Annotated in this window: 18 protein-coding genes; 7 read left to right on the forward strand and 11 right to left on the reverse strand. The window is 64.1% G+C overall.

Going from position 1 to position 24,489, the window contains the following annotated elements; genetic code table 11:
• The first annotated feature begins 66 nt into the window (after positions 1-66).
• Positions 67-1,053, forward strand: a complete 987-nt coding sequence (locus F3N42_RS06390) for a DNA-directed RNA polymerase subunit alpha (protein ID WP_150863596.1) — start codon at positions 67-69, stop codon at positions 1,051-1,053.
• A gap of 31 nt (positions 1,054-1,084) precedes the next feature.
• Positions 1,085-1,474 (forward strand): 50S ribosomal protein L17, encoded by a 390-nt coding sequence (gene rplQ / locus F3N42_RS06395; RefSeq protein ID WP_150863597.1) that lies wholly within the window; start codon positions 1,085-1,087, stop codon positions 1,472-1,474.
• 279 nt (positions 1,475-1,753) lie between these two features.
• On the opposite strand, the gene F3N42_RS06400 is transcribed toward rplQ, so the two are convergent.
• The 6 genes from F3N42_RS06400 to hutU all read right to left on the reverse strand — a co-directional run bounded on the left by F3N42_RS06400 (position 1,754) and on the right by hutU (position 9,882).
• A complete protein-coding gene (locus F3N42_RS06400) occupies positions 1,754-2,989 on the reverse strand; it encodes a threonine/serine exporter family protein (RefSeq protein ID WP_150863598.1) in 1,236 nt (411 codons plus the stop codon).
• A 14-nt stretch (positions 2,990-3,003) separates the two neighbouring features.
• Positions 3,004-5,145, reverse strand: a complete 2,142-nt coding sequence (feoB, locus tag F3N42_RS06405) for a ferrous iron transport protein B (protein WP_150863599.1) — start codon at positions 5,143-5,145, stop codon at positions 3,004-3,006.
• Between the two features lie 2 nt (positions 5,146-5,147).
• A complete protein-coding gene (locus tag F3N42_RS06410; RefSeq protein WP_191621268.1) occupies positions 5,148-5,378 on the reverse strand; it encodes a FeoA family protein in 231 nt (76 codons plus the stop codon).
• A gap of 111 nt (positions 5,379-5,489) precedes the next feature.
• Positions 5,490-6,704, reverse strand: a complete 1,215-nt coding sequence (gene hutI / locus F3N42_RS06415; RefSeq protein ID WP_150863601.1) for an imidazolonepropionase — start codon at positions 6,702-6,704, stop codon at positions 5,490-5,492.
• Positions 6,701-8,203: a histidine ammonia-lyase gene (hutH, locus tag F3N42_RS06420; RefSeq protein ID WP_150863602.1), complete on the reverse strand. Its 1,503-nt coding sequence runs from the start codon at positions 8,201-8,203 to the stop codon at positions 6,701-6,703. The genes hutI and hutH overlap by 4 nt, the downstream gene beginning before the upstream one ends.
• Complete coding sequence (gene hutU / locus F3N42_RS06425; RefSeq protein WP_150863603.1) at positions 8,203-9,882, reverse strand: urocanate hydratase; 1,680 nt, start codon at positions 9,880-9,882, stop codon at positions 8,203-8,205. The genes hutH and hutU overlap by 1 nt, the downstream gene beginning before the upstream one ends.
• Positions 9,883-9,978: 96 nt before the next feature.
• Here hutU and F3N42_RS06430 point away from each other — a divergent pair, with 96 nt between their 5' ends.
• Positions 9,979-10,488 carry a disulfide bond formation protein B gene (locus tag F3N42_RS06430; RefSeq protein WP_150863604.1) on the forward strand — a complete coding sequence of 170 codons (510 nt, stop codon included), beginning with the start codon at positions 9,979-9,981 and terminating at the stop codon, positions 10,486-10,488.
• Positions 10,488-11,873, forward strand: a complete 1,386-nt coding sequence (locus tag F3N42_RS06435) for a class II 3-deoxy-7-phosphoheptulonate synthase (RefSeq protein WP_224784775.1) — start codon at positions 10,488-10,490, stop codon at positions 11,871-11,873. Before F3N42_RS06430 ends, F3N42_RS06435 begins: the two co-directional genes overlap by 1 nt.
• Positions 11,874-11,931: 58 nt before the next feature.
• Here the strand turns inward: F3N42_RS06435 and typA are convergent, their stop codons facing one another.
• From typA to F3N42_RS06460, 5 genes are all read right to left on the reverse strand, one after another.
• Complete coding sequence (gene typA / locus F3N42_RS06440; protein WP_150863605.1) at positions 11,932-13,776, reverse strand: translational GTPase TypA; 1,845 nt, start codon at positions 13,774-13,776, stop codon at positions 11,932-11,934.
• A gap of 210 nt (positions 13,777-13,986) precedes the next feature.
• Positions 13,987-16,440: a zinc metalloprotease gene (locus tag F3N42_RS06445; RefSeq protein WP_150863606.1), complete on the reverse strand. Its 2,454-nt coding sequence runs from the start codon at positions 16,438-16,440 to the stop codon at positions 13,987-13,989.
• Positions 16,440-17,072 carry a hypothetical protein gene (locus F3N42_RS06450; RefSeq protein WP_224784776.1) on the reverse strand — a complete coding sequence of 211 codons (633 nt, stop codon included), beginning with the start codon at positions 17,070-17,072 and terminating at the stop codon, positions 16,440-16,442. Before F3N42_RS06450 ends, F3N42_RS06445 begins: the two co-directional genes overlap by 1 nt.
• Positions 17,073-17,412: 340 nt before the next feature.
• Positions 17,413-20,163, reverse strand: a complete 2,751-nt coding sequence (locus F3N42_RS06455) for a two-component regulator propeller domain-containing protein (protein ID WP_150863607.1) — start codon at positions 20,161-20,163, stop codon at positions 17,413-17,415.
• On the reverse strand, positions 20,160-21,284 hold the full coding sequence (locus tag F3N42_RS06460) for a 4-phosphoerythronate dehydrogenase (protein WP_150863608.1): 1,125 nt from the start codon (positions 21,282-21,284) through the stop codon (positions 20,160-20,162). The genes F3N42_RS06455 and F3N42_RS06460 overlap by 4 nt, the downstream gene beginning before the upstream one ends.
• 133 nt (positions 21,285-21,417) lie before the next feature.
• On the opposite strand from F3N42_RS06460, the gene F3N42_RS06465 reads away from it, so the two are divergent.
• From F3N42_RS06465 to prpC, 3 genes are read left to right on the forward strand one after another with little or no spacing between them, the layout of a single operon-like run.
• Entirely contained in the window at positions 21,418-22,395 is a 978-nt protein-coding gene (locus F3N42_RS06465; RefSeq protein WP_150863609.1) for a malate dehydrogenase, read from the forward strand.
• Between the two features lie 38 nt (positions 22,396-22,433).
• Positions 22,434-23,315, forward strand: a complete 882-nt coding sequence (gene prpB / locus F3N42_RS06470; RefSeq protein ID WP_150863610.1) for a methylisocitrate lyase — start codon at positions 22,434-22,436, stop codon at positions 23,313-23,315.
• 4 nt (positions 23,316-23,319) lie between these two features.
• On the forward strand, positions 23,320-24,459 hold the full coding sequence (gene prpC / locus F3N42_RS06475; RefSeq protein WP_150863611.1) for a bifunctional 2-methylcitrate synthase/citrate synthase: 1,140 nt from the start codon (positions 23,320-23,322) through the stop codon (positions 24,457-24,459).
• Positions 24,460-24,489: the final 30 nt, after the last annotated feature.

Raw genomic sequence — 24,489 nt, forward strand, 5'->3', positions numbered from 1 at the left:
CGATTGTCCGGTGGGCGATACGCCCACCGGGGATCCTGTGCGAAGAACCTGCGAGGTCTACATCCCATGATGGATGCGATTGATAAAATGCTGAAACCCAAGGCGGTTGGTGTTGACGAGATCAACCCGAACCGCGCCCGTATCTCTCTCGAGCCTCTCGAGCGTGGTTTCGGGCACACCCTGGGCAACGCGCTGCGGCGCGTGCTGTTGTCTTCCATTCCCGGCTGCGCCATCGTCGAAGTCGAGATCGACGGCGTGCTGCACGAGTACACGGCGGTTGAAGGCCTGCAGGAAGACATCATCGAGGTTCTGCTGAACCTGAAGGGCGTCGCGCTGCGCATGCACGAACGCGAAGAAGCGACCCTGACCCTGAGCAAGAAGGGCACGGGCCCGGTCACCGCGGGCGACATCACCGTCGACCACGATGTCGAAGTGGTCAACCCGGAGCACGTGATCTGCCACCTGACCAAGGACGGCAGCATCAACATGCAGCTGAAGATCGCGCGTGGCGTGGGTTACCAGCCGGCCGCGCAGCTGACCATCGGTGACCAGGAAAGCCGCCCGATTGGCCGCCTGATGCTGGACGCGTCTTTCTGCCCGGTTCGCCGCGTGGCGTACTCCGTAGAAGCGGCCCGTGTTGAACAGCGCACCAACCTCGACAAGCTGGTCCTGGATATCGAGACCAATGGCACCCTGAACTGCGAAGCAGCGGTCAAGCTGGCTGCCAACATTCTCGCCGACCAGCTGTCCGTGTTCGTCGATTTCAAGGCGCGCACCGAAGCCATTGAGGAAGAGAAGTCCCAGGAAATCGACCCGGTGCTGCTGCGCCCGATCGACGACCTCGAACTGACGGTTCGCTCAGCCAACTGCCTGAAAGCCGAGAGCATCCTGTACATCGGCGACCTGGTGCAGCGCACCGAGGTGGAACTGCTGAAGACCCCGAACCTGGGCAAGAAATCGCTGACTGAGATCAAGGACGTGCTGACCCAGCACGAACTGTCCCTCGGCATGAAGCTGGAAAACTGGCCGCCCGCGGCCCTGGCCTCCGTCTGAACGGCGGCCGCGACGAAACAGGAATAAGATCATGCGTCACCAGAAAGCTGGCCGTAAGTTGAACCGGAACTCATCGCACCGCAAGGCGATGTTCCGCAACATGGCAACCTCGTTGTTCAAGCACGAGATCATCAAGACCACGCTGCCGAAGGCCAAGGAACTTCGCCGCGTCGCCGAGCCGCTGATCACGCTGGCAAAGGAAGACAGTGTGTCACACCGTCGTACCGCCTTTGACCGCCTGCGCGACAAGGAAGTGGTTGGCAAGCTGTTCGAAGAGATCGGCCCGCGGTACCAGGAGCGTCCGGGTGGTTACCTGCGCATCCTGAAGTGCGGCCACCGCGCCGGCGACAACGCCACCATGGCGTATGTCGAACTGGTCGACCGTCCGCGCGCGGATGGCGAAGTGGTGGAAGCCGAGTAAGGCAACCACGCTAAGCAATACGGAGAGCCCGGCCTTTGTGCCGGGCTTTCTTGTTTTGGAAGGGGCGATTTATGCTTGGGGCGCTGTGGGTGAAGGTGTGGCGGCGCTGGGTTTTGGGTAGGTGGGTTCTGCTCAGGGGTTAACAAGAATTACGCGAATTTCGCAAATTACGCGAAAGAGGTTGATGTGGGTGGTCCTGGGCTGGGAGGCTCTTCGTCACCCGTCACCCGTCACCCGTCACCCGTCACCCGTCACCCGTCACCCGTCACCCGTCACGCGTTACAGGTAGCGGCGTGGGGGGACGAGGGTGCTGCCGATGAGCAGGCCGCCGACCAGGCCGGTGGCGACGACGACCATCAGCATGAAGGCGTCTTCGACGCCCGTGCCCTGGCCGAGCATGGCGCCGGTGGCGGCACGGTAGCCCAGGCTGCCCGGGACCAGCAGGATGATGCCGGGTACACGCATCAGCGAAGCCGGTACGTTCAGCCAGCGGGCGCAGGCGTTGGAGCCCATGGCGACCAGCAGGGCTGTGACCAGGACGCCAAACTCGAGGCCGCCGATGCTGACCGCGTAGCGACTGAGCGCATAACTGGCGATGGCCGCGACCATCGCGATGGCGAACTGGCGGGGGCGGACCGAAAACACCATCGCAAAACCCAGCGACGACCAGAGGATGGCCGGCACGATAAACCAGTCTGGTGGATGGGGCAGGGTGGCCTCGGCCACGTTGGTTGCCGGAGTCCAGCCCAGGAAGCCGGTGATGACGGTACCCAACAGCACACCCAGGGCGAGCATGAAGATGACTGCCACGGCACCGGCCAGTCGGGCCGCGCCGGAAGACAGGTGGTTGGTCGAGAGCTCGGTCACGGCAATGGTCAGGCTCAGGCCCGGTACGATGACGATGAGCGCCGACATGATGACAGTCGCGGCGTCCAGGCCGGGAAGGACATGCTGCAGGGCGTTGACGACCAGGGTCGCCAGCAACGCGGCGAGGGCCTCCAGGCCGCCGACGTTGGCTCGCTCGCCAATGCCCAGGAATACGGCACCCAGTAGGGTGCCGATTCCGCCGGCAACACCGACGCCCAGCCAACTGGCGCCGAGCAGGACCGCGATCCCCGCGCTGCACAAGCCCCAGGACAAGGCGCGCAGCCAGCGCGGCAGGCCGTCATTCACGTCTTCGGATTTCAGTCGAGAGAACGCATCCTCGACGCCGATTCGGCCTTCAAACAGGTCTTCACCCAGTTCGTAAAGGTCGGACGTAAAACCCAGGTTGATCTGGCCCGGGGGCGTACGGATCAGCTGCATGGGAATCGGGTCGAGTTCGTCCTCATCATCGAGGCGATGGACCGAGATGAAGCTGGCCGTAGGGCTGGACCAGACCGCGCATCCGTACCCCAGCTGTTCGGCAATCGCCGTCAACATCGATTCCATCTGGTGGGCGGGCGTGCCGGCCTGGTGCAGGCGACGCGCGTAGCGCTTGAGAAAGCGGACCTCGATGGGCAGCGGCTTACTCATCGCATCACCGCGGCCTAGAAGAGCCCGCTACCAACGCGGAAGACGACGAACGCGCCCAGGTAGGCCACGACGGTCATGTAGGTCCAGGCAAAAATCGGCCAGCGCCACGAGTTCGTTTCGCGGCGAATCACGGCGACCGTGGCGGCGCACTGCAGGCACCAGGCATAGAAAACCATCAGGCCCAGCACCATCGGCAGGGTAAAGATCATGCGCCCGTCCGGCCAGGTGGCGGCGCGCAGGCGTTCGGCCAGCGATGACTCGTCGGCCTCGGCGCCAACGGCGTACAGGGTGCCCATGACGGCGACGACCACCTCGCGGGCCGGGAAGCCGGCAATCACGGCCGAAGACACGCGCCAGTCCCAGCCCAGCGGCTCAAACACCGGCTCTACGACCTTGCCGGCCCGACCAAGGTAGCTCTGGGCCATCTGTGCGGCGGCCTGCTGGTTATCAACCGACTGGTTGCTGGACGGATCCGGCGTGAAGCCCGACATGTCCATGCGGGGGAAATAGGCCAATGCCCAGACCACGACGGCGACCACGAAGATTACCGTGCCGGCGCGTTTGAGGAAGATCCGGCAGCGGTCCCAGAGCTTGATCAGCACGGTTTGCAGGTTGGGGCGGCGGAACTCGGGCAGCGCGAGCACGAAGTGCGGCTTGGGGCCGCGCAGCGCCGAACGCTTCATCAGCCAGGCCGTGGCCAGGCCGCCGAAAATGCCCAGCAAATATAGTCCGAACAGCACCAGTCCCTGCAGGTTGAACCAGCCAACTGAGGTGGCGGGCACGAACGCGGCAATCAATAGGGCGTAGATCGGCAGTCGCGCGGAACAGGTCATGAATGGGGCCGCCAGGATGGTGGCGATGCGGTCCCTGCGATCGGGAATCACTCGCGTGGCCATGATGGACGGCACGGCGCAGGCGAAGCTGGATAGCATCGGGATGACCGACAGCCCGGACAGTCCGACGCGGCGCATGGCGCGATCCATAAGGAAGGCCGCGCGTGCCAGGTAGCCCGTGTCTTCCATCAGGATGATGAACAGGAACAGGATAACGATCTGCGGCAGGAAAATGACAACACTGCCGACGCCGGCAATGATGCCGTCGGCAACGAAACTTCCCAGGGCGCCGTCGCCGAACAGGCCGCGCGACAGGTCGCCCAGGCCGGCCGCGGCTGCGTCGATGCCGTCCATCAGCGGTGTCGCCCAGGAAAAAACCGCCTGGAACACGAGGACCAGTGACAGGAAAAACAGTACGGTGGCCGGCCATGGCCGACTGACCCATTGTTCCACGCGCGCGAGTGCGCGCCGGGAGGCCGGGGCCTGTTTGCGAACCCGGCCGACAACATCCCGGGCCCAGCGATAACGGTGGCGGGCCTCCTCGGCCTGCGGCGGTTTGTCTGCGAACAGGGTCGTGCTGACATCGTCCACGGCACCGGTATCGACCTGGCGGCACAGTTGCTGTCCGGCCGGGCCGGTCGGATCGACCAACCCCTGGATGACATCGATCCGTGCGAGTGTGCCATCGCTGGCATCGGCCAGCCCCTGGGCAGCGGCGCTCAGGGCCGGCCAGGACGCGGGGTAGGGTGGTACGGGTTGCTCCGACAGCCCTGCGAGCGTCGATTTCAGTTCCCCCAGCCCGGTACCCAGAGTGGTGGCGACGGGGCAGACGGGTATGCCACCCAGCTGATCGCTCAGCGCGTCGACATCAATCTCGATACCAGCAGCCAGCGCCGCGTCGGTCATCGTCAGCGCCACCATCGTCGGCACCTGGAGTTCCATCAGCTGTTGCAGCAGGTACAGGCCCTGGTAGATATGCGGCGCGTCGATGACGACCATCAGCCCATCGGGCCTGGCGGCCTCGCCGGCGCGGCCCAGGATCACGTCGACGGCGATCTGCTCATCGGTGGACGCGCCGGCCAGGCTGTAGATGCCGGGCAGGTCGACCAGTTCGACTGCGGAGCCATCAAGCTGCGCGGTGCCGGAGTGTTTTTCCACCGTCACGCCGGGGAAGTTGCCAGTCGTCTGGCGCAGGCCGGTCAGTCGGTTGAACAGGGTACTTTTGCCGGAATTCGGATTACCGATCACGGCGACCCGGCCGCGGGGGCGGCGGCGGATGCCGATCGAGTCGACATCGACCTGTGCGGTTGTCGTCGCGCTCATGATCAGGGCTCCAGCGGCGAAACTTCGATCTGACGGGCCTGATCCAGGCGCACGGATACGGAAGCGCCGAAAACGCTCACCTCGATGGGGTCGCCACCAATTGCCGCGTTGCGGAATTCCACGGCAACGCCCTCGACCAGGCCCAGCGTCATCAGCCGGATGATCCCGGGATCCGATGCGTTCATGGCGGTGATGTCGGCACGCATGCCGTTCCTGAGCTCTGCGAGGGTCATGTGATTATTCCTGTCGGGCATCCGGTGGCGCGCACGCCATAAATGCGAATTGTTCTCATTAAGAGGCCATTGTACCGGTAATCCCCGGTGCGGAACAGACGTACAACGAGATCAGTATTCGATACCCGACTTGAATCGAGCGATACACGCGTTGGGGCGAAAGTGGTACAGCCAGTGGTTCAGCTCCGGGGCGTCGATGACCGCGATATCGGCCAGGTAGCCGGGGCGCAAAGAGCCGATGCGGTCATGTCGTGCGATGGCCCGGGCGGCAATGGTGGTTGCGCCCATCAGGGATTCCTGCGGCGTCATGGACTGGTTAATGCAGGCCAGCAACATCGCCAGGGGCAGGTGGTAGCTGGGCGCCGATCCCGGGTTGAAGTCCGTGGCCACGGCGACGCGGCAACCGGCGGACAGCGCGTCCCGTGCCGGCATGTAATGTTCGCGCAGGTACAGAGAGGCCAGTGGCAGGCTGACCGCAACGGTGCCGGCCCGCGCCATGGCGCGGAGGCCGTCTTCGCTGGCGTACTCCAGGTGCTCTGCGGACACGGCCCCCATCTCGGCCGCGAGCGCGGCACCGCCACCATCACTCAGTTGGTCGGCATGCACTTTCAGCCCCATGCCCAGCTCACGCGCGGTGGCCAGCACCTGGCGGGCTTCGTCAAGGCCGTACGCGCCCTGTTCCACGAACACATCGGAGAATTCGGCCAGGCCGTCGGCGGCAATCCGCGGCAGCATGTCCTGGCACAGCAGCTCGATATAGGCCGAGCGGTTGGCGGCGTACTCGTCGGGAATGACGTGGGCGCCCAGGAAGGTCGGCACCAGGTCGACCGGGTGATCGGCGTCGAGCTGGCGATAGGTGCGCAGCTGGCGCAATTCCGTTTCCGGCTCAAGGCCATAACCGGACTTGCACTCGACCGTCGTCACGCCCAGCGCGAGCATGTCGTCCAGTGCGCTGCGAGCCTTGTCGATCAGCGCCTGCCTGCTGGCGGCGCGGGTGTGCTTGACCGTGTGACGGATACCGCCGCCCGCCGCGGCGATTTCCTGGTAGCTGTGCCCCTGCAGACGCATTTCGAACTCGTCACCACGCCACCCGCCAAAACACAGGTGGGTATGGCAGTCGACCAGGCCGGGGATGACCAGGCGGCCCTGGCAGTCCCAGGGCTCCGTGCTGGCCCATTGCCGCGGAAGTTGCGCGGCCGGGCCCGCCCAGGCGACACGCCCGTCGGCGATGACCAGTTCGGCGTCATTGACCAGGCCGGCATCACCCTGCGGATTGTCCGCAGGGCAGGTGGCCAGCTGGCCGATACCGGTCAGTCGCAGGCTCATGCGAGTTCGCCGCTACCCGATGCCGCCGCCTGGGCCATGGCGCCGGAACGCAACAGCGCCGCGCAGCGGTCCAGGTCGTTGCGGACCTCGTAGTCGCGATGCGCGTGCTCGACTTTGGCGCGCAGGGCCTGGTGAGCGGCGGCGACACCGCGGCCGGGACGCAGGGGTTCGCGAAAGTCCAGCGCCTGGGCCGCAGTGAGCAGTTCGACGGCGAGCACGCGCTCGACATTGTTGAGCACCTCCAGCAACTTGAGCGCGCTGATGGAACCCATGCTGACATGGTCTTCCTGGCCCAGGCTGGTGGGAATGGAGTCGACGCTGGCCGGGTGGCACAGCACCTTGTTTTCCGATACCAGCGCCGCGGCCGTGTACTGGGGGATCATGAATCCGGAATTGACGCCGGTGTCACGCATCAGCAGCTTGGGCAGTCCATCGTGGCCTTCCAGCAAAAGGTAGGTCCGCCGTTCCGAGATACTGCCCAGCTCGGCCAGGGCGATGGCAGCGAAATCCATCGCCAGCGCCAGGGGCTGGCCGTGGAAGTTTCCGCCGGAAACGATGTCGCCCTCGGGGAACACCAACGGGTTATCGGTGACCGAGTTCAGCTCCGTTTCGATGGCGCCTATCGCGTAGTCGAGCGCGTCGCGGCTGGCGCCGTGAACCTGCGGCACGCAGCGCAGGCAATAGGGGTCCTGTACCTTGCCGCAGTCACGGTGGGATTCAAGAATCTCGCTGCCTTCAAGCATCCTGCGTACATTGGCCGCAACCTGGCCCTGGCCATGGTGTGGCCTGGCCTCGTGGATGCGCGCGTCGAATGGCGCCGCGCTGCCCTGCAGGGCTTCCAGGCTCATGGCCGCCAGGACATCGGCTTCCCTGCGCAGGACCAGCGCGCGTTGCAGCACAAAGGCACCATAGGCGCTCATCAGCTGGGTGCCGTTGATCAGGGCCAGCCCGTCCTTGGCCTGCAGGTCAATGGGCTCCAGGCCTGCTTCGCTCAGGCGTTCCGCCGCGGGTACCGGGCGGTCGTCGTCCCTGGCCCAGAACTCGCCACGGCCGATCAGCGGCAGGCACATGTGCGCCAGCGGGGCCAGGTCGCCGGAGGCGCCGACGCTGCCCCGGCTGGGCACCCAGGGGACCAGGTCGTGCTCGGCGAACGCCAGTAGCAGGTCGAAGGTCTGGCGCGAGATGCCGGATCGGCCCAGGCCCAGGGCATGGATCTTCAACTGCAGCATCAGCCGGCTGATCTCACGCGGCACCGGGCTACCGACGCCGCAGGCATGGCTGAGCAGGATATTGCGCTGCAGGTCGGTGAGCTGGGCGCTGGAGATGCGCTGGTTGGCCAGGGCGCCGAAGCCGGTATTGATGCCGTAATGCGCCTTTCCGGAGGCCAGCGCGGCGTCGACCACCTGTCGGGAGGCCGCGACCGGGCCGTCATCCTGCCGCAGGCGCTGCATCGACGCCGCGAGATCGGTGTCCAGTTGCGCCAGGCGGATGGTGCTCATCAGCCGTTCACCATTGGCAGGTCGACACCGCGCTCGTTGGCCGTGGTCACGGCCTCGTCGTAACCGGCATCGGCATGGCGCATGACGCCGGAGCCGGGGTCCGCCGTCAGCACGCGCTCGAGGCGCTCGTCGGCCAGCTCGGTGCCGTCTGCGACACAGACCATGCCGGCGTGCTGTGAATAGCCGATACCTACGCCGCCACCGTGATGCAGTGAGACCCAGCTGGCGCCGCAGGCCGTGTTCAGCATGGCGTTCAGCAGGGGCCAGTCGGCGATCGCGTCGGAACCGTCGGCCATGGCCTCGGTCTCGCGGTTGGGGGAGGCCACCGAGCCCGTGTCCAGGTGATCCCGGCCAATGACGATGGGCGCCTTGACCTTGCCTTCGCGAACCAGGCGATTGAAGGCCAGCCCGGCCTTCGCCCTTTCGCCGTACTCCAGCCAGCAGATGCGTGCCGGTAGCCCCTGGAAGTGAATTTTCTCCTGGGCTTTTTCAATCCAGCGGTGCAGGGCGGCCTTTTCCGGGAACAGTTCGAGGATGGTCTCGTCCGTGATGCGAATGTCGCCGGGGTCACCGGACAGCGCCGCCCAGCGGAACGGGCCGGCGCCGCGGCAGAACAGGGGACGAATATAGGCAGGAACAAAGCCAGGAAAATCAAAAGCCTCTGGCATATTCCTGAAGTCTTTTACCTGGCCCCGAAGGTTGTTGCCATAGTCGAAGCAGACGGCGCCCTTGTCCTGCAGGTCAAGGATTGCGCGGACGTGCGTGACCATCGAGTCCAGCACCTTGTCGTCATAGGCTTTCGGGTCGGATTCGCGCAGGGCGGCTGCGGCTTCCAGTGAGTAGCCCGTGGGAATGTAGCCCTGGCGCAGATCATGCGCGGAGGTCTGGTCGGTGATGATGTCGGGCACCAGGCCGCGCTCCAGCAGGGCGGGCATGACGTCGGCGATATTGCCCAGCAGGCCAACGGACAACGGCCCATCGGCCTGGTCGATCAGCTGCAGGGCCTCGTCCAGGCTGTCGGCGCGAACGTCGCAGTAGCCGGTTTCCACGCGCCGCTGGATCCGCCACGGGTCGACCTCGACAGCAATACAGTGGCCGTCGTTCATTGTCACCGCCAGGGGCTGGGCACCACCCATGCCGCCGAGGCCGGCGGTGACGGTCAGTGTGCCTTTGAGCGTGCCGCCAAAATGCTGCCTGGCCACCTCGGCAAAAGTCTCGTAGGTGCCCTGGACGATACCCTGGGAGCCGATATAGATCCACGAACCCGCCGTCATCTGTCCGTACATGGTCAGGCCGCGGTCTTCAAGGTCACGGAACTCGTCCCAGTTGCCCCAGCGGGGTACCAGGTTCGAGTTGGCGATCAGCACGCGCGGGGCGGCTTCATGGGTGCGGAACACGCCGACCGGCTTGCCCGACTGGATCAACAGTGTCTCGTCATCGGCCAGGCGCTTGAGCGTGGCGACAATGGCGTCGTAGCAGGCCCAGTTGCGGGCCGCGCGACCGGTTCCGCCGTAGACGATCAGGTCTTCCGGGCGCTCGGCGACATCGGGGTCCAGGTTATTCATCAGCATGCGCAGGGCCGCTTCCTGGTGCCAGCCCCGGCAGCTCAATTCCGTACCCGTGGGTGCGTGAATGGCGGGGCGGACGGACGGCTTGCTTTGTGCGGTGGAACCACTCATTATCGACTCCTGAAGGCAGGATGAAGAGAACCGCCAATTATACCAGCGCCCGGCGTTGGCCAGAGCGGTCCCCACGGCACGGTAATCGTCACGACAATGAAGTTTTTTTCCCTCAGGCTCTGGTACCTGTTGGCCGCCATTTGTTGCGCGGCCCTGCTCGGGTATGCGCTGTACAGCCAGCACAAGATGTTCCTCGACCCCTGTCCGCTGTGTATTTTCCAGCGCGTCGCCTTCATGTGGATTGGCGTCTGGGCGCTGGTGGGCGCGTTGTTCAATCCCGGCGGCAAATGGCGCTGGACGGTGACGACGCTGATGACCATTGGCGCCATCGTGGGTGGCGCGATTGCATGGCGGCACGTGTGGCTGCAGGGGCTGCCCCTGGACCAGGTGCCGGAGTGCGGCCCGGGCCTGGCCTACATGATGGACACGCTGCCGTTCTGGAATGTACTGAAGACGGTGCTTGAAGGCGATGGCGCCTGCGCCGAGGTGCAGTGGCAGTTCCTGGGCCTGAGCATGCCGGCGTGGACGCTGGTATGGTTTATCGGGCTTGGGTTGGTAACGATTTTTCTGACGATCAGACAGGCCCGCGTGGAGGGCAGAACATAATGACTATGGGTAATTCACTGGGAGCGGTGGCCAACAGGGCGCCGTGGCGTCCGGATTCATGGCAGGAAAAGGTCGCTGCACAGCAGGCCATCTATCCCGACGCGGGTGAGCTCGACAAGGCACTGACGGAATTATCCGGCCTGCCGCCCCTGGTGACCTCGTGGGAGATCCTGGCGCTCAGGGAGCAGATTGCCGAGGCCCAGCGCGGCGAGCGTTTCTTCCTGCAGGGCGGCGATTGCGCCGAGAGCTTTGCCGAATGCAACTCGGCGGTGATCACCAACCGCCTGAAAGTGCTGCTGCAGATGAGCCTGATCCTCGTGCACGGCCTGCAGATGCCGGTGGTGCGCGTCGGCCGCTTTGCCGGCCAGTACGCCAAGCCGCGCTCGTCCAATGACGAAACCCGCGATGGCGTCACGCTGCCCAGCTACCGCGGCGACATCATCAATTCACCGGAATTCACGCCGGAAGCGCGCATTCCCGATCCGCGCCGCCTGATCCAGGCCCATGCCAGCTCGGCCATGACGATGAATTTCGTCCGCGCGCTGGTCGACGGCGGGTTTGCCGACCTGCATCACCCGGAGTACTGGAACCTGGGCTGGGTCGAGCACTCGCCGCTGGCCGAGGACTTCCAGCAGCTGGCGACCAGCATCGGTCGCTCGGTCCGCTTCATGGAGACGATCTCCGGGCGCCGCGCCGGCTCGGTCAAGCGGGTCGACTTCTACACCTCGCACGAGGCCCTGCACCTGCATTACGAGCAGGCGCTGACCCGCGAGGTGCCGCGCCAGGAGGGCTGGTGGAACCTGTCGACACATTTCCCGTGGATCGGCATGCGCACGGCCTCGATGGAGGACGCGCACCTGGAATTCATGCGCGGCATCCGCAACCCCATCGGCATGAAGGTCGGTCCTTCTGTGGAGCCCGGCCTGCTCACCGACATGCTGGAGGTGCTCAATCCGAACCGCGAAGAGGGCAAGATCGTGTTGATTCACCGCATGGGCGCCGGCAAGGTGGCGGACAAGCTGCCGAAACTGATCCGCGCGGTCCAGGATTCCGGTTCGCCGGTGTTGTGGATCTGCGATCCGATGCACGGCAACACCGAGTCAACGGCGGACGGCATCAAGACACGCCGGTTCCGCAATATCATGGCGGAAGTGGACGAGGCCTTCGACGTGCACCACGACAATGGTTCAAGGCTGGGCGGTGTGCACCTGGAATTGACCGGCGAAGATGTCACGGAATGCACCGGTGGTGCCCGCGACCTGGTCGACGCCGACCTGCGCCGTGCCTACAAGTCCACCGTCGACCCGCGCCTGAACTACGAGCAGGCGCTGGAACTGGCCATGCTTATCGTGCGCAAGCATGAAACGGTGACGCGTAACGCGTAACGCGTGACGGGTAACGGGTAACGCGTCACCAGCCGCGCGTCAGCGCGGCGCTCCCGCGTTACGCTTCTTCGGCGCGCTTGGCGTTGCGTTCCGCAACGCGTCGCTCGTGTTCGAGCAGGTGTTTCTTGCGGATGCGGATGTTCTCCGGTGTCGCTTCCACCAGTTCATCGTCCTGGATGAATTCCAGCGCCTGTTCCAGGGTCAGTTCCTGGTGGGCGCTCAGCGTGGTGGCGTCATCCTTCATCTGCGTGCGGATGTTGGTCAGCTGCTTGGCCTTAAGCGGGTTCACCGTCAGGTCATTGCCGCGGTTGTGAACGCCGATCACCTGGCCTTCGTACACATCCACACCACCCTCGATGATCATGCGGCCGCGCTCCTGCAGGTTGAACAGGGCGTAGGCGACTGACTTGCCCGTGGCGTTGGAAATCAGCACGCCGTTGTTACGGGTCGAGATTGGCGCCGGGTTGTAAGGGCCATAATGGTCGAAGACATGGAACAGCAGGCCGGTGCCCGCCGTCAGGGTCCGGAACTCCGACTGGAACCCGATCAGGCCACGGGCCGGGATCAGGTAGTCCATGCGGATGCGGCCCTTGCCGTCCGGCTGCATGTCCTGCAGTACACCGCGACGCTCACCGAGCTTCTCCATGACCGCGCCCTGGTAGCTGTCCTCCAGGTCGACGACCAGGGACTCGTAAGGCTCCTGGGTCTTGCCATCGATTTGCTTGAGGATGACTTCGGGGCGTGAAATGGCCAGCTCGTAGCCTTCGCGGCGCATGGTTTCAATGAGGATGGACAGGTGCAGCTCACCACGGCCGGAGACGCGGAATTTTTCCGGGTCCTCGGTTTCCTCGATGCGCAGGGCCACGTTGTGACTGGCCTCGCGCAGCAGGCGCTCGCGGATCTGGCGGCTGGTCAGGAACTTGCCCTCGCGGCCGGCAAACGGCGAGCTGTTAACACGGAAGGTCATGCTGATGGTTGGTTCGTCGACACTCAGCACTGGCAGGGCCTCGGGGGCTTCGCGGTCGCAGATGGTGTCGGAGATGCGCAGGCCCTCGATGCCGGTCAGGGCAATGATGTCGCCGGCGTTGGCGCTCTCGACCTCGATGCGGTCGAGGCCGTGGAAACCCAGCACCTGCAGCACCTTGGCGCTGCGTGATTCGCCGTCTCGGTCGATCACGGTCACGCGCTGGTTCGGCTTCACCGTGCCGCGCTGCACGCGGCCTACGCCGATTACGCCCACGTAGGTGTTGTAATCGAGCGTGGTGATGCGCATCTGGAACGGGCCTTCGGTATCCACGTCCGGCGGTGAGACCTGCTCAACAATGGTGCGGAACAACGGCGTCATGTCGCCATCGCGGGCGCTGTTCTCTTCGCTGGCGTAGCCGCGCAGGGCAGAGGCGTAGACCACCGGAAAATCCAGCTGCTCATCGGTGGCACCCAGCTGGTCGAACAGTTCGAAGGTCTGGTCCAGCACCCAGTCCGGGCGCGCGCCGTCGCGGTCGATCTTGTTGATGACGACAATCGGCTTAAAGCCCATCTCGAAAGCCTTCTGGGTCACGAAACGGGTCTGCGGCATCGGGCCGTCGACCGCGTCCACGAGCAACAGCACGGAATCGACCATGCTGAGGATACGCTCCACTTCGCCGCCGAAATCCGCGTGTCCCGGGGTATCGACGATGTTGATGCGCCAGGTGGTGTCGTCGTCTTTCCAGGTAATCGCCGTGTTCTTGGACAGGATCGTGATGCCACGCTCCTTTTCCAGCTCGTTGGAGTCCATGACGCGCTCAGGTGCGGCCGCGCGGTCACCCAGGGTGCCGGACTGTTGCAGCAGTTGGTCCACGAGGGTGGTCTTGCCATGGTCGACGTGCGCGATGATGGCGATATTGCGAAGATTCTCGATCATTTGAATGCCTGGAATGTGTGGCGGGTGAACGCCATGGGTGCGGGCCGGAACGACCCGGGGAAGCGCGCGCACGATACACGCAACGGCATGGTTTTGCAATAAAAAAGGCGGGGCCGAAGCCCCGCCCAATCATCGTGCGGCCAGGGGAAAGCCGCACGAGGGCGCTCGGACCGCGACCGCGGTGATCCCGCGGCCGGGAGTCAGGCCCGATCAGTCGATAAATGCACAGCGGCCGATTTCCGCGCCGTTCTGGACCTTGTTGACCAGCCCTCCAGGGAACGTCGTACTGACGTCCTTGCCATCTTCGCAGACGAACACTTCGCTCATGTCGACGTACCACGACATCTGCGCGCCGGCGAGTCCGCCAACGAGCTTGTTGCCGTCACCGTCAACGGAGAGCGGGTTGTCCATCGGGAAGTCGAATGCTTCAGCGACACCCTGCTTCTCGAAGAATTTGGCCAGGCTCATCCAGCCCAGGCCTTCGACATACAGTCCGCCAACCGTTCCGGTGAACAGGCTGCCCGCACGGCCGACAATCACGGTGCCGTCATCGTTCATGTCGATGGGGAGCACGGCGATGGGGCCGACAGCCGCTTCAATTTCCTCGGGCGTGAATCCCTGCTCGCACAGGTTGCCCAGGAAGAAGTGGTTGTAGGGCAGGTCGACACACCAGGTCAGGCTGCCGATTTCGGTGTACTCCTCGGTGTACGGATTCCAGAGCACCGGACCTTTGTTAAACGTGTCCAGGGCGACCTTGGTACCGTCGTAACTGACAGCCGTTGCCTCGCGGGCGCTGTACTCGCCGCCGTACAGGACCTTGACCGGGCCTTCTTCGACCCATGCCAATGCGGCGGAACCGCCGTTGTTACCCAGTACGACCTTGCCGTTGCCGGACACGGCGTGCGCACGCGCCCAGGAGGTGGCGCGCGGAATGCCGCTGTTATCCAGCTGGCGCATGCCGCCGTCCTTGCCGTGGGTCCAGATGAAGGGCACGACCTCCTGCTTGGCGTAAGTGGAGCAGCCACCATCGCCATCCGTGTCCACGTAGGCGGTACCGACCACGGTATGGCCCGCGGCGTCGACGTCCCAGGGGTAGCTGGCGTTGGTGCCGGACTGGCCGGTACCGCCACAGGTGTTGCCGTTCAGGTCACCCAGGTGCTGAATTTCACCCTTGAGTGACTCACCCTTGAACCTGAACAGGGCCGCCTCACCAATACCATTGCCGTTGCGGTCGTGCATGACGGTCAGCACCTTGCCGTTGCGGTTGGTCTTCACATTGCCACCGACGATATCCTCGCCCAGCACCTTGAAGCCGTGGATGGCATCCCACTTGAACGCTGTGGTCCCGGCCTGGCCGGCAGAGGAACGACCGTTCTTGGCCATGTCGGTCAGGAATGCGGACACGATCGGCGTGTACTGGATGCCGTCCAGGTAGCCATTGAAGGTAATGTCGGCCGTCTTGGTGACACCGGCCTCGGCCACGATCGGGGTGGCGTCGCAGACGTCGTCCGTGGCCGGGTCGTTGCTTTCGGCCTCGTTCCAGTACTCGGCCTGGGACACGATCGGCTGCGGCGTGGTCGGGAATCCACCCTGCCAGATTTCGTTGATGTACAGCACGTAAGACTCACCCGGGGTCAGGCCGTTGATGGTGAAGCGGCCGTCCGGGCCCACCAGGCCCTGGGTCTGGTCACCCGCCTGTGCGGAGACGGCGTCGAAGAACGGGTTATTGACGTTACGGGCGATAACATTCACGCCGCTATACTCGGTCTGCCCGTCCTTCAGGCGCAGCACGCCGGAAATTGAGCCCAGTTCAGTCGCGTACTCCGCCGTCGGGTAGAGGTTGGAGATGGCGACCTTGTCGTCGGTGACGCTGATTTCGCTTTGTGCTTCAGCCGCCGGCGAGCCGTTCGAGATGAACGGGAACATGGTCTCGATCTGCTGGTAGTACTCGATGACCGGCAGGTCTTCACAGGTCCGTGGACCGGCAGTGCGGTTGGCGTATGCGGGCGCGTAGGCCAGGTCGCCGTTGACCTGAGTGTGCGACAGGTTGATGGCATGGCCGAATTCGTGCGTGAACACGCCGGCCATCATGTTGCCCTCGGTGTCGGTGTCGTACACGTACCAGCCGTTGATGACGGCCGTCGCCTCGGTGATCTCGCCGGTGGCCTCGTCGGCCCATTCGGGGAACGCGATACCCAGGACGCCGTCACGGCTGACGCCGAAGTAGTCTTCCAGGATGCTGCCGTCGGTGTCGTAGTTGACGAAGAAGCCGTAGCCGTTTTCCTGGTCGTAGATCTCGGTGGCGTTGGCACCGGTGACGTCGGCAATACCGGTGACACTTTCAATGGTGCCGGCGATCTGCGCGTCAAAGGTGGACATGCTCACCGAGTTCCACTCATTAAACGCGAAAGCGGTGATTTCGTTGGCCCGCTCAATGGTCAGGAAGGCGAATTCACCGTTGTAGTCAAAGGTGAAGGTCGGGACGCCGTTGGCGTCGGCCGGTCCGCCGTCGGTGTAGACGGGAATCGGGCCGTTGGAGGTGTCCCACTTGTACGGGGTCGGCGTTTCACCGCCCTGCCACAGGTAGAGGGGGCCGGCCGCCTGTGCGGAGCCGGTCGCGGCCAGTGCCAGGCCGATTGCGATTTTAATGCTGGTGCGTTTCATTACTTCATCTCCCCTGATTCGATCCAGTTGCCTTCGACGGCGCGACCGACGAGGTCGATAAATGCCGCGGCGTCCACGGCACCCGGCTGGGTGATCATGTTGCGTTCTTCGGGTGAGGTCAGTGCAGTGTCGATCTCAACACCTTCGAACAGGCCGGCGTTGGCATATTCATTGACCAGCTTGCCGTTGACCTGGCGGAACTTGCCCTGGCCCATGCCGGCGGTGGTCTGAAGGCCGGTCAGCGAGGCTGGCTCACGCAGGAACGCGACCACGGTTTCGCCTTCCACCCACTTCGGGAAGCCTTCCGGCGTCACCGCCAGCAGGGTCTTGCCGTTGGGAAAGGTACGCGGCTTCAGCAGGCCGAACTGGCGGAAGGTCACGTCCTGGCCGTCCAGCTTCCTGCCCTTGGCGCTGCTGCCCACGGAAATGGTGACTTCGGTGTAGGGCACGCCCTTGTCGTTGATACCGTCGGTCACTGACTTGACGGTACCGTGGACGATATTCTGGGAATCACTGATCAGGTCGACCAGGTTTTGCTGCTTGATTTTCATCGCGTGGGCCATCGGCGCAGCCAGCAGCAGCGCTGCGGTGGCGACGGCGGTCAGCCGGCGACGGAGTCTCATATTTGACACGATATAGCTCCTCTGGGGTTTGGGTGTGTATCTATTGGGGAACAAGTGAGGACGGACGTTCCGGTATCGGCACGTGTAGATGGCGCCATGACCAGGAAGAGCAGGATGAGGATGGCGAGAGCGACGATTCCGCCCTGCATCCAACGCAGCTTTTTGAGAGGTGCCTTAATGCTTGCTGTCTCCTTTCCCGTATGACCCGTCCGCCTTCTGGGTCGTGGCCTGAACCTGCGCCATGGGAAAGGAAATGTGAATTGGGAATGCCCCTATTCGACCGAACTTCTTCTAGGGGATTCCCCTATGTTTATTATTTATGGTTGTAAATACAATGGGATATACGAACTTATTCATGCGGAGAAACGAGCCGCGATCGAATCGCCAGTCGCACCAGACCAGGCACATCATGGATACCCAGGCGCTCCATGAGGTTGGCGCGGTGGGCCTCCACGGTCTTGGCGCTGAGGTCGAGAAGGTCGGCGATTTCGCGTGTGGAGTAACCTTCGGCAACCAGTTGCAGGACCTCCTTTTGGCGGGGGGTGAGCACGGCCAGTTCGGCCTCGGAGCCCAGGGCTTCTTCCAGGGCCGATTCGCGTCGCTCACTCAGTCTCCGGGTGGCGTCAGCGCTACGGCGCTGGCGGGCCAGGCGCAGGCCGTGGAACCCCCAGGCCAGGAGCAACAGCAGCGTCGCCAGCAGCGCCCTGAACCAGGTCGTCATCCAGAACGGCGGCTCGATTTCCAGCGATAGTGGCGTGGATGTGCCCCACAGGCCGTAGACATCACGGCCACGGGCCTCGAGCCGGTAGGTGCCTGGCGCCAGGCCATGAAAGATCACCTGCCGTTGCGTGCCCAGCTGGGTCCACGGGTCCTGGGGGTCGAGCCGATAGGCATAGCGGTGCGCGGACTCGGAATAATCGAGAGTGGCGAACTTCACGGTAATGATGTCGCCGTAAGGAACGGTGACGTGGTTGTCGTCGGCGACAATGTCATTGGGCTCGCGTCCGCGGGCCGTGTGCTGGATACGGGTGATCTCCACCGGCGCAGGTTGGCGCTCCTCCAGCAACGTGCCTCGTGGAAACCCCAGCAGCCCGTCGACTGAACCGAAATAGATGAACTCGCTGTCCGATGCCGAGGCCTTGGCGTTGAAATGATCGACGGGCAGGCCGGATTCGCTGACGTAGCTGGTCACTTTTCCGGTGGCGGGATTAAAGCGTGAAAGCCCGCGGCGGGTACTCAACCAGAAAGACTCGTCGTTGTCTTCGGCGATCGCCATGATGCCCTCGTCGAGCAGGCCTTGCGCCGTACCCCAGTGGGTGAAACCCGAGACCTCGCCATTTTCGCCTGTTTCCACCCGATTCAGCCCGCCGCCATCGGTCGCGACCCACAGGCGGTTTCGCCGGTCACGGTAGAGATCGGTGACATTGTGATGGCTAAGGCCATCGGGGCTTCGTGGCCGGCCGGGGTAGCGGTCACAGCGCCAGGGGTCAGGGCGGCAACGGTTCAGGCCGTTGGAGCGTGTGCCGACCCACAGTTCGTCGTTTTTGCCGTTGGCCAGCGCGGTGATGAAATCGCCGCTCAGCGAGTCGCTTCTTGACGGATCATGGCGGAAAGCGGTCAGTTCGCCGGAATCGGCGTTCCGTTTGTACAACCCTGTTCCCATCACGCCGACCCAGAGGTCACCGTCAGTGGCCGGAAGCAGGGCGGAGACGTAACCCTCACCCAGTGGTGAAGGCGCGCTTTCGGTTCGGTCGATCCGCGTGCCCCGCCCCGTGGCATTAAAACTGAACAGGCCTTCCGTGGTGGCCGCAAACCGCGTACCGGCGTCATCAATGGCCAGGTCCAGTACACCCGCGACAGCCAGGGTGCCGAGCGGGCCATCCGGCAAGACGACCTGGCCGGTCCGGAAATCGACCTGCTGCGGGCCACCACCGAAACTGCCGATCCATGGATTGCCGGCGGACTCGCCGGCCATGACGGCGGTGACGTTATCGTTGCGCAGACCCTCGGCCGTGGTGGAACGCTTCTGTATCCTGAAGCCGGGGGCATCCAGTGGCGCGCGGAACACACCTGCGCCCCAGGTGCCGACGAACAACTGGTCGCGGTTGGTGACGATACTCATCTGCGGCTGGTCCGGCAATTGCCCCGGCGAACCGAGCGGCTGGCTGTTCGCGCGTGCCCATTCGCCCGTCGACGGGTCAACCATGATCGCCCCGTGAATCATGGTCGCGAACCAGAGTCGGCCGCGCTCATCGACGGCCATGTCTGTCACCAATGGGTGGTCGTACTTTTCAACGGTGAAAGTGTTCAGCACCGTGGCTTCGCGTTGTGCCGTATCGATGGCGACGATGCCACTTCGCGTACCTGTCCAGAGTATCCCCGCCGGGTCGATATGGATCGCGAACACGTCGTTTCGGTCGCTGGTTCCGTCAGTGAGTACGGCCAGGTCAAACGGTTCAAAGTCCCGGGTTTCCGGCCGCCAGCGGGCCACACCGCCGCCGACGGTTCCCAGCCAGAGGTATCCGTCGCGACCCAGGTGCAATGCGAACACCCAGTCATGTGGCAGGCTGTTCGCCTGGTCGGATTGGTGGCGGAAGGTTTCGAATCGGCCCGTGCCGCGATCCAGGCGGGCGACGCCACGCTGGGTCGCGACCCAGATACCGTCTTCGGGCCCTTCATGGATGCCGTAGACCGAGTCATCCGGCAGGGAACCGGGGTCATTACTGTCCGCCCGGTAGACGGTGAATTGCCCGGTGAGCGGATCATAGGCGTTCAGGCCACCCGTGTTGGTGCCGACCCAGATTGTTCCGTCGCTTGATTCGTGGACATGCCGGATATCGGTGTCACTGATCGCCCCCGTGCGCTCCGGGTCCGGGCGGAACGCGGTCGACTCGTAACCGTCATACCGGTACAGCCCCTCGCGTGAGCCAACCCAGAGCCGGCCTTCACGGTCAAACAACAGCGATGCAACGACCCGGGCTTCCAGTCCGCTGGCAGTGCCGACCGCCGTATAGGGTCGGTCCTGGGGGGCGGCGCCGGCGTTCAGGGCGATCCAGGCCAAACACAGCGTAACGCAGCGCATTGGGCGGATCGCGATCACGATACGGGCGCCTGGTCTGCGGCGCCAAACCCGATTGCCCGCAAGCGTGTACGGGCTGTTTCTGCCAGCGTCGCGGGCACATACGCTTCCGCGAATTCGCGCCGCAGCGGGTATCCGGCGCGGAGGGCGTCAAAGGCCGCGGCGTCGAGAGGGTGTGTGTGCCGCAGGGTGTCGTCGTCGGCCCCGACCCGTGTCACCGAGACCACGGCGTCGGCGACCGGGTCATCTGTGACCGGGTCAATAGTGATGACGGATGGTGAACCCTGGCATTGTTTCAACGAGGCCGTCGCCACTCCACTGTGCGTTTGCCAGGCCGTGTAGATCATGGCCGTGCCCCGATGTCGGCCCAGCGCGCTGTAGCCGGCAACATGCGGGGTGGCCACGGTCACGCGGTCAAGCAATCCGCGGGCGATCGCCGGCTCATCCGGCCAGACATCCAGCGCAGCGTGTATACGGCCGGCATCCAGGGCGTCCTGCAGGGATGGCCCGTCCACGACCCGGCCGCGCGAGGCGTTGACCAGCAGCGCGCCGGGACGCATCTGCTCGATGGTCCTGGCATCCAGCATTCTTTCCGTTGGATACGGCGCCAGGCGGGTGAGCGGAACATGCAGGCTGACGATATCGCTGTCGAGCGCGTTGTGGAGGTCGACCAGCCCCGTCTTGCCGTCATCCGCGAGTGGCGGGTCACAGGCAACGACCCGGGCACCCAGTATTGCGACCAGTTCGACGACACGGCGGCCGACGTTGCCGCAGCCAATCACGCCTACGCGGGCGCCATCCAGTGTGCGCCCGAGTCGATGCAGGGCCAGCAGGATCATGCCCAGCGTGTACTGCGCGGCGGCATCGGCGTTGCAGCCGGGCGCGGCGGCCCAGCGAATGCCCGCCGAGTCCAGCCACTCCGTGTCCATGTGGTCGGTCCCGATGGTCGCGCTGCCGACGAACCGCACCGGGGTGTCCTGCAGCAGGTCGCTGTCGACGCGGGTGACCGAGCGGACCAACAGCACGTCGGTATCGATAAGGTTTTCACGACGGATGTTTCGGCCGGGCAGGGCGCGCACGGACATGTGGCGCCCGAAGGTTTCCGCGATCGCGGTCATGTTGTTGTCGGCTACGGCTTTCAAGTGCGCTGTCCATCGAGCCTGGCGGTGGCCCGAATCGTCGATTTAGGGGGCCGGGAGTCCATATCCGCGCCAGAGCTTCGGTTACAATAGTACAGATTCATCCAATGCATTGAATGTCCCCAGGAGTTCTGAAATGAAACAACCCGTTCGCGTCGCCATCACCGGCGCCGCCGGCCAGATTGGCTACCAACTCTGCTTCCGCATCGCCGCCGGCGACATGCTTGGCCCTGACCAGCCCGTCGTGCTGCAACTGCTTGAAATCACTCCCGCCCTGGGCGCGCTGGAAGGCGTGGTCATGGAACTGAAGGACGCCGCGTTCCCGCTGCTGGCGGACGTAGTGGCCACCGATGACGCTAACGTGGCATTCAAGGACGCGGATTATGCCCTGTTGGTGGGCGCGAAGCCACGTGGTCCCGGCATGGAACGTGCCGACCTGCTGGCCGAGAACGGCAAGATCTTCGGCCCCCAGGGCAGGGCCCTGAATGACCATGCCAGCCGCGATGTAAAAGTGCTGGTGGTGGGCAACCCGGCCAACACCAACGCCCTGATTGCGCAGGCCGCCGCACCGGACCTGGATCCGCGCAATTTCACGGCCATGACGCGCCTGGACCATAACCGTGCGCTGGCGCAGCTGGCGGAAAAGACCGGCCGGCACCACGCCAGCATCAAGAAGATGATCATCTGGGGCAACCATTCCTCCACCCAGTACCCAGACATCCGTTTTGCCGAGTCCGAAGGGGAGGGCCTGGCGGCCGGTGTCGATACCGGTTGGTACCGAGACAGCTTTATCCCGGCCGTGCAGCAGCGTGGCGCGGCCATCATCAAGGCCCGTGGCGCCTCCAGCGCGGCATCGGCAGCCTCATCGGCCATTGACCACATCCGCAGCTGGGCCCTGGGTACGCCGGATGGTGACTGGGTCTCCATGGCTGTACCGTCCACCGGCGCCTACGGCATCGAGCCCGGCATCATCTATTCCTACCCCTGTGTCTGTGAAGGCGGTAACTACCGCATCGTCGAGGGGCTGGACGTTGATGAATTCAGCCGCGAGCGCATGGACGCCACCGAGGCGGAACTGCGTGAAGAGCGTGAAGCGGTTGCTTCATTGCTGTAATAAAACACATTAAGTAATACGGGTAACTATCTGTAAATATGCTTAAATCAAAAGGCCAGGCCTTTCGGGATGCCGTCCTCGACCATGCGCCATTGCAGGTCGTGGGCGCTATCAACGCTTACACCGCCCGGATGGCCCAGGCCGTCGGCCACCGCGCCATCTACCTTTCCGGGGGTGGCGTGGCGGCCAATTCGCTGGGCATGCCGGATCTGGGCATTAGCTCGCTGGAAGATGTGTGTACCGACATCCGCCGCATCACCGAGGTCTGCGAACTCCCCTTGCTGGTGGACGTGGATACCGGCTGGGGCGGGGCGTTCAACATCGCCCGAACGGTGCGCGCGCTGGTTCGCGACGGCGCGGCCGCGATGCACATCGAAGACCAGGTGGCGCAGAAGCGTTGTGGCCACCGGCCCGGCAAGTCCATTGTCAGCAAGGGCGAAATGGTCGACCGCATCAAGGCAGCCGTAGATGCCCGTAGTGACGAGGGCTTCGTCATCATGGCGCGCACTGACGCTCTGGCGGTGGAAGGCGAGGACGCGGCCATTGACCGGGCCGTGGCCTGTGTCGAGGCCGGCGCTGACATGGTTTTTCCCGAGGCCATGAAGACGCTGGAGCAGTACACGCGCTTCAAGCAGGCCGTCGGCGTGCCGATCCTCGCCAACATCACCGAGTTCGGCCATACGCCATTGTTCACCACGCCCGAACTTGGGGATGCCGGCGTCGACATCGTGCTGTATTGCTGTTCGGCCTACCGGGCCATGAACAAGGCAGCCCTGGCGGTGTACGAAGGGCTGCTCGCCGACGGCCACCAGAAGAACCTGCTCGACACGATGCAGACCCGCGAAGAGTTGTACCACTACCTCGGTTATCACGACTACGAACGCAAACTGGACGAACTGTTCGACCAGGGCAAGGAGTAATCCCATGTCAGATTCTAGTTCAACGGTGAAGAAGAACACCGGTGCCGGCCTGCGCGGACAGACCGCCGGCCAGACCGCCATTTGTACCGTCGGTGCGGAAGGCAACAGCCTGCGTTACCGCGGCTATGACGTGGTCGACCTGGCCGAAAACGCCACCTTCTACGAGACCGCCTACCTGGTGCTGAAGGGCGAACTGCCCAACCAGGTTGAGTTGGACGCCTGGAAAGCGAAGCTGGAGCCCCTGCGAGCCTTGCCACAGCCGCTGAAAGAAGTACTGGAGCGCATTCCCGCTGACGCCCACCCGATGGACGTCATGCGCACGGGCTGCTCGTTCCTGGGCAACCTGGAGCAGGAAGGGGACTTCGCCAACCAGCAGGACGTGGCCGATCGCCTTCTGGCGATTTTCCCGGCCATCGTCGTTTACTGGTACCGCTACAGTCACGATGGCGTGCGGGTCAGCACCGACACCGGCGAGGACGGCCTGGGCGCGCATTTCCTGCACATGTTGCTGGATCGCTCGCCCACCGAGCTGGAAGCGAAGGTCATGGACGTGTCGCTGATCCTCTACGCAGAGCACGAGTTCAACGCCTCGACCTTCACCGCGCGCGTCTGCGCCTCGACGCTGTCGGACCTGCATTCGTGCGTCACCGCGGCGATCGGCTCGCTGCGCGGCCCGCTACACGGTGGCGCCAACGAGGCGGCCATGGCCATGATCGAGCAGTACGGCTCGGTGGACGAGGCCGTCGACGACGTGATGAAGAAGCTGTCGGCGAAAGAGCTGATCATGGGCTTCGGCCACGCCGTCTATCGCCTGCGTGACCCGCGCAATGCCATCATCAAGGGCTGGTCGCAGCAGCTGGCCGATCTGAAAGGTGACACCGTGCTGTACGCCGTGTCCGAGGCCATCGAACGGACCATGAAAGAGCAGAAGAACATGTTCGCCAACGCGGACTTCTTCCATGCCAGCGCATATCACTTCATGGATATTCCCACCAGCCTGTTCACGCCCATCTTCGTGATGTCGCGGGTGACCGGCTGGGCCGCGCATTGCTTCGAGCAGCGTGCCAACAACCGCATTATCCGTCCCGGCGCCGAGTACATTGGCCCCGTGGACCGTGACGTGACGCCGATTGACGCGCGCTGAAGCCGCATCCAGGCGAACACGACCCAACGA

Source organism: Marinihelvus fidelis (assembly GCF_008725655.1).
Classification (GTDB): domain Bacteria; phylum Pseudomonadota; class Gammaproteobacteria; order Xanthomonadales; family SZUA-36; genus Marinihelvus; species Marinihelvus fidelis.

Coding starts and splice junctions, on each gene's coding strand:
- F3N42_RS06390 (WP_150863596.1), top strand. CDS start 67: ATGATGGATGCGATTGATAAAATGCTGAAACCCAAGGCGGTTGGTGTT.
- rplQ (WP_150863597.1), top strand. CDS start 1,085: ATGCGTCACCAGAAAGCTGGCCGTAAGTTGAACCGGAACTCATCGCAC.
- F3N42_RS06400 (WP_150863598.1), bottom strand. CDS start 2,989: ATGAGTAAGCCGCTGCCCATCGAGGTCCGCTTTCTCAAGCGCTACGCG.
- feoB (WP_150863599.1), bottom strand. CDS start 5,145: ATGAGCGCGACGACAACCGCACAGGTCGATGTCGACTCGATCGGCATC.
- F3N42_RS06410 (WP_191621268.1), bottom strand. CDS start 5,378: ATGACCCTCGCAGAGCTCAGGAACGGCATGCGTGCCGACATCACCGCC.
- hutI (WP_150863601.1), bottom strand. CDS start 6,704: ATGAGCCTGCGACTGACCGGTATCGGCCAGCTGGCCACCTGCCCTGCG.
- hutH (WP_150863602.1), bottom strand. CDS start 8,203: ATGAGCACCATCCGCCTGGCGCAACTGGACACCGATCTCGCGGCGTCG.
- hutU (WP_150863603.1), bottom strand. CDS start 9,882: ATGAGTGGTTCCACCGCACAAAGCAAGCCGTCCGTCCGCCCCGCCATT.
- F3N42_RS06430 (WP_150863604.1), top strand. CDS start 9,979: ATGAAGTTTTTTTCCCTCAGGCTCTGGTACCTGTTGGCCGCCATTTGT.
- F3N42_RS06435 (WP_224784775.1), top strand. CDS start 10,488: ATGACTATGGGTAATTCACTGGGAGCGGTGGCCAACAGGGCGCCGTGG.
- typA (WP_150863605.1), bottom strand. CDS start 13,776: ATGATCGAGAATCTTCGCAATATCGCCATCATCGCGCACGTCGACCAT.
- F3N42_RS06445 (WP_150863606.1), bottom strand. CDS start 16,440: ATGAAACGCACCAGCATTAAAATCGCAATCGGCCTGGCACTGGCCGCG.
- F3N42_RS06465 (WP_150863609.1), top strand. CDS start 21,418: ATGAAACAACCCGTTCGCGTCGCCATCACCGGCGCCGCCGGCCAGATT.
- prpB (WP_150863610.1), top strand. CDS start 22,434: ATGCTTAAATCAAAAGGCCAGGCCTTTCGGGATGCCGTCCTCGACCAT.
- prpC (WP_150863611.1), top strand. CDS start 23,320: ATGTCAGATTCTAGTTCAACGGTGAAGAAGAACACCGGTGCCGGCCTG.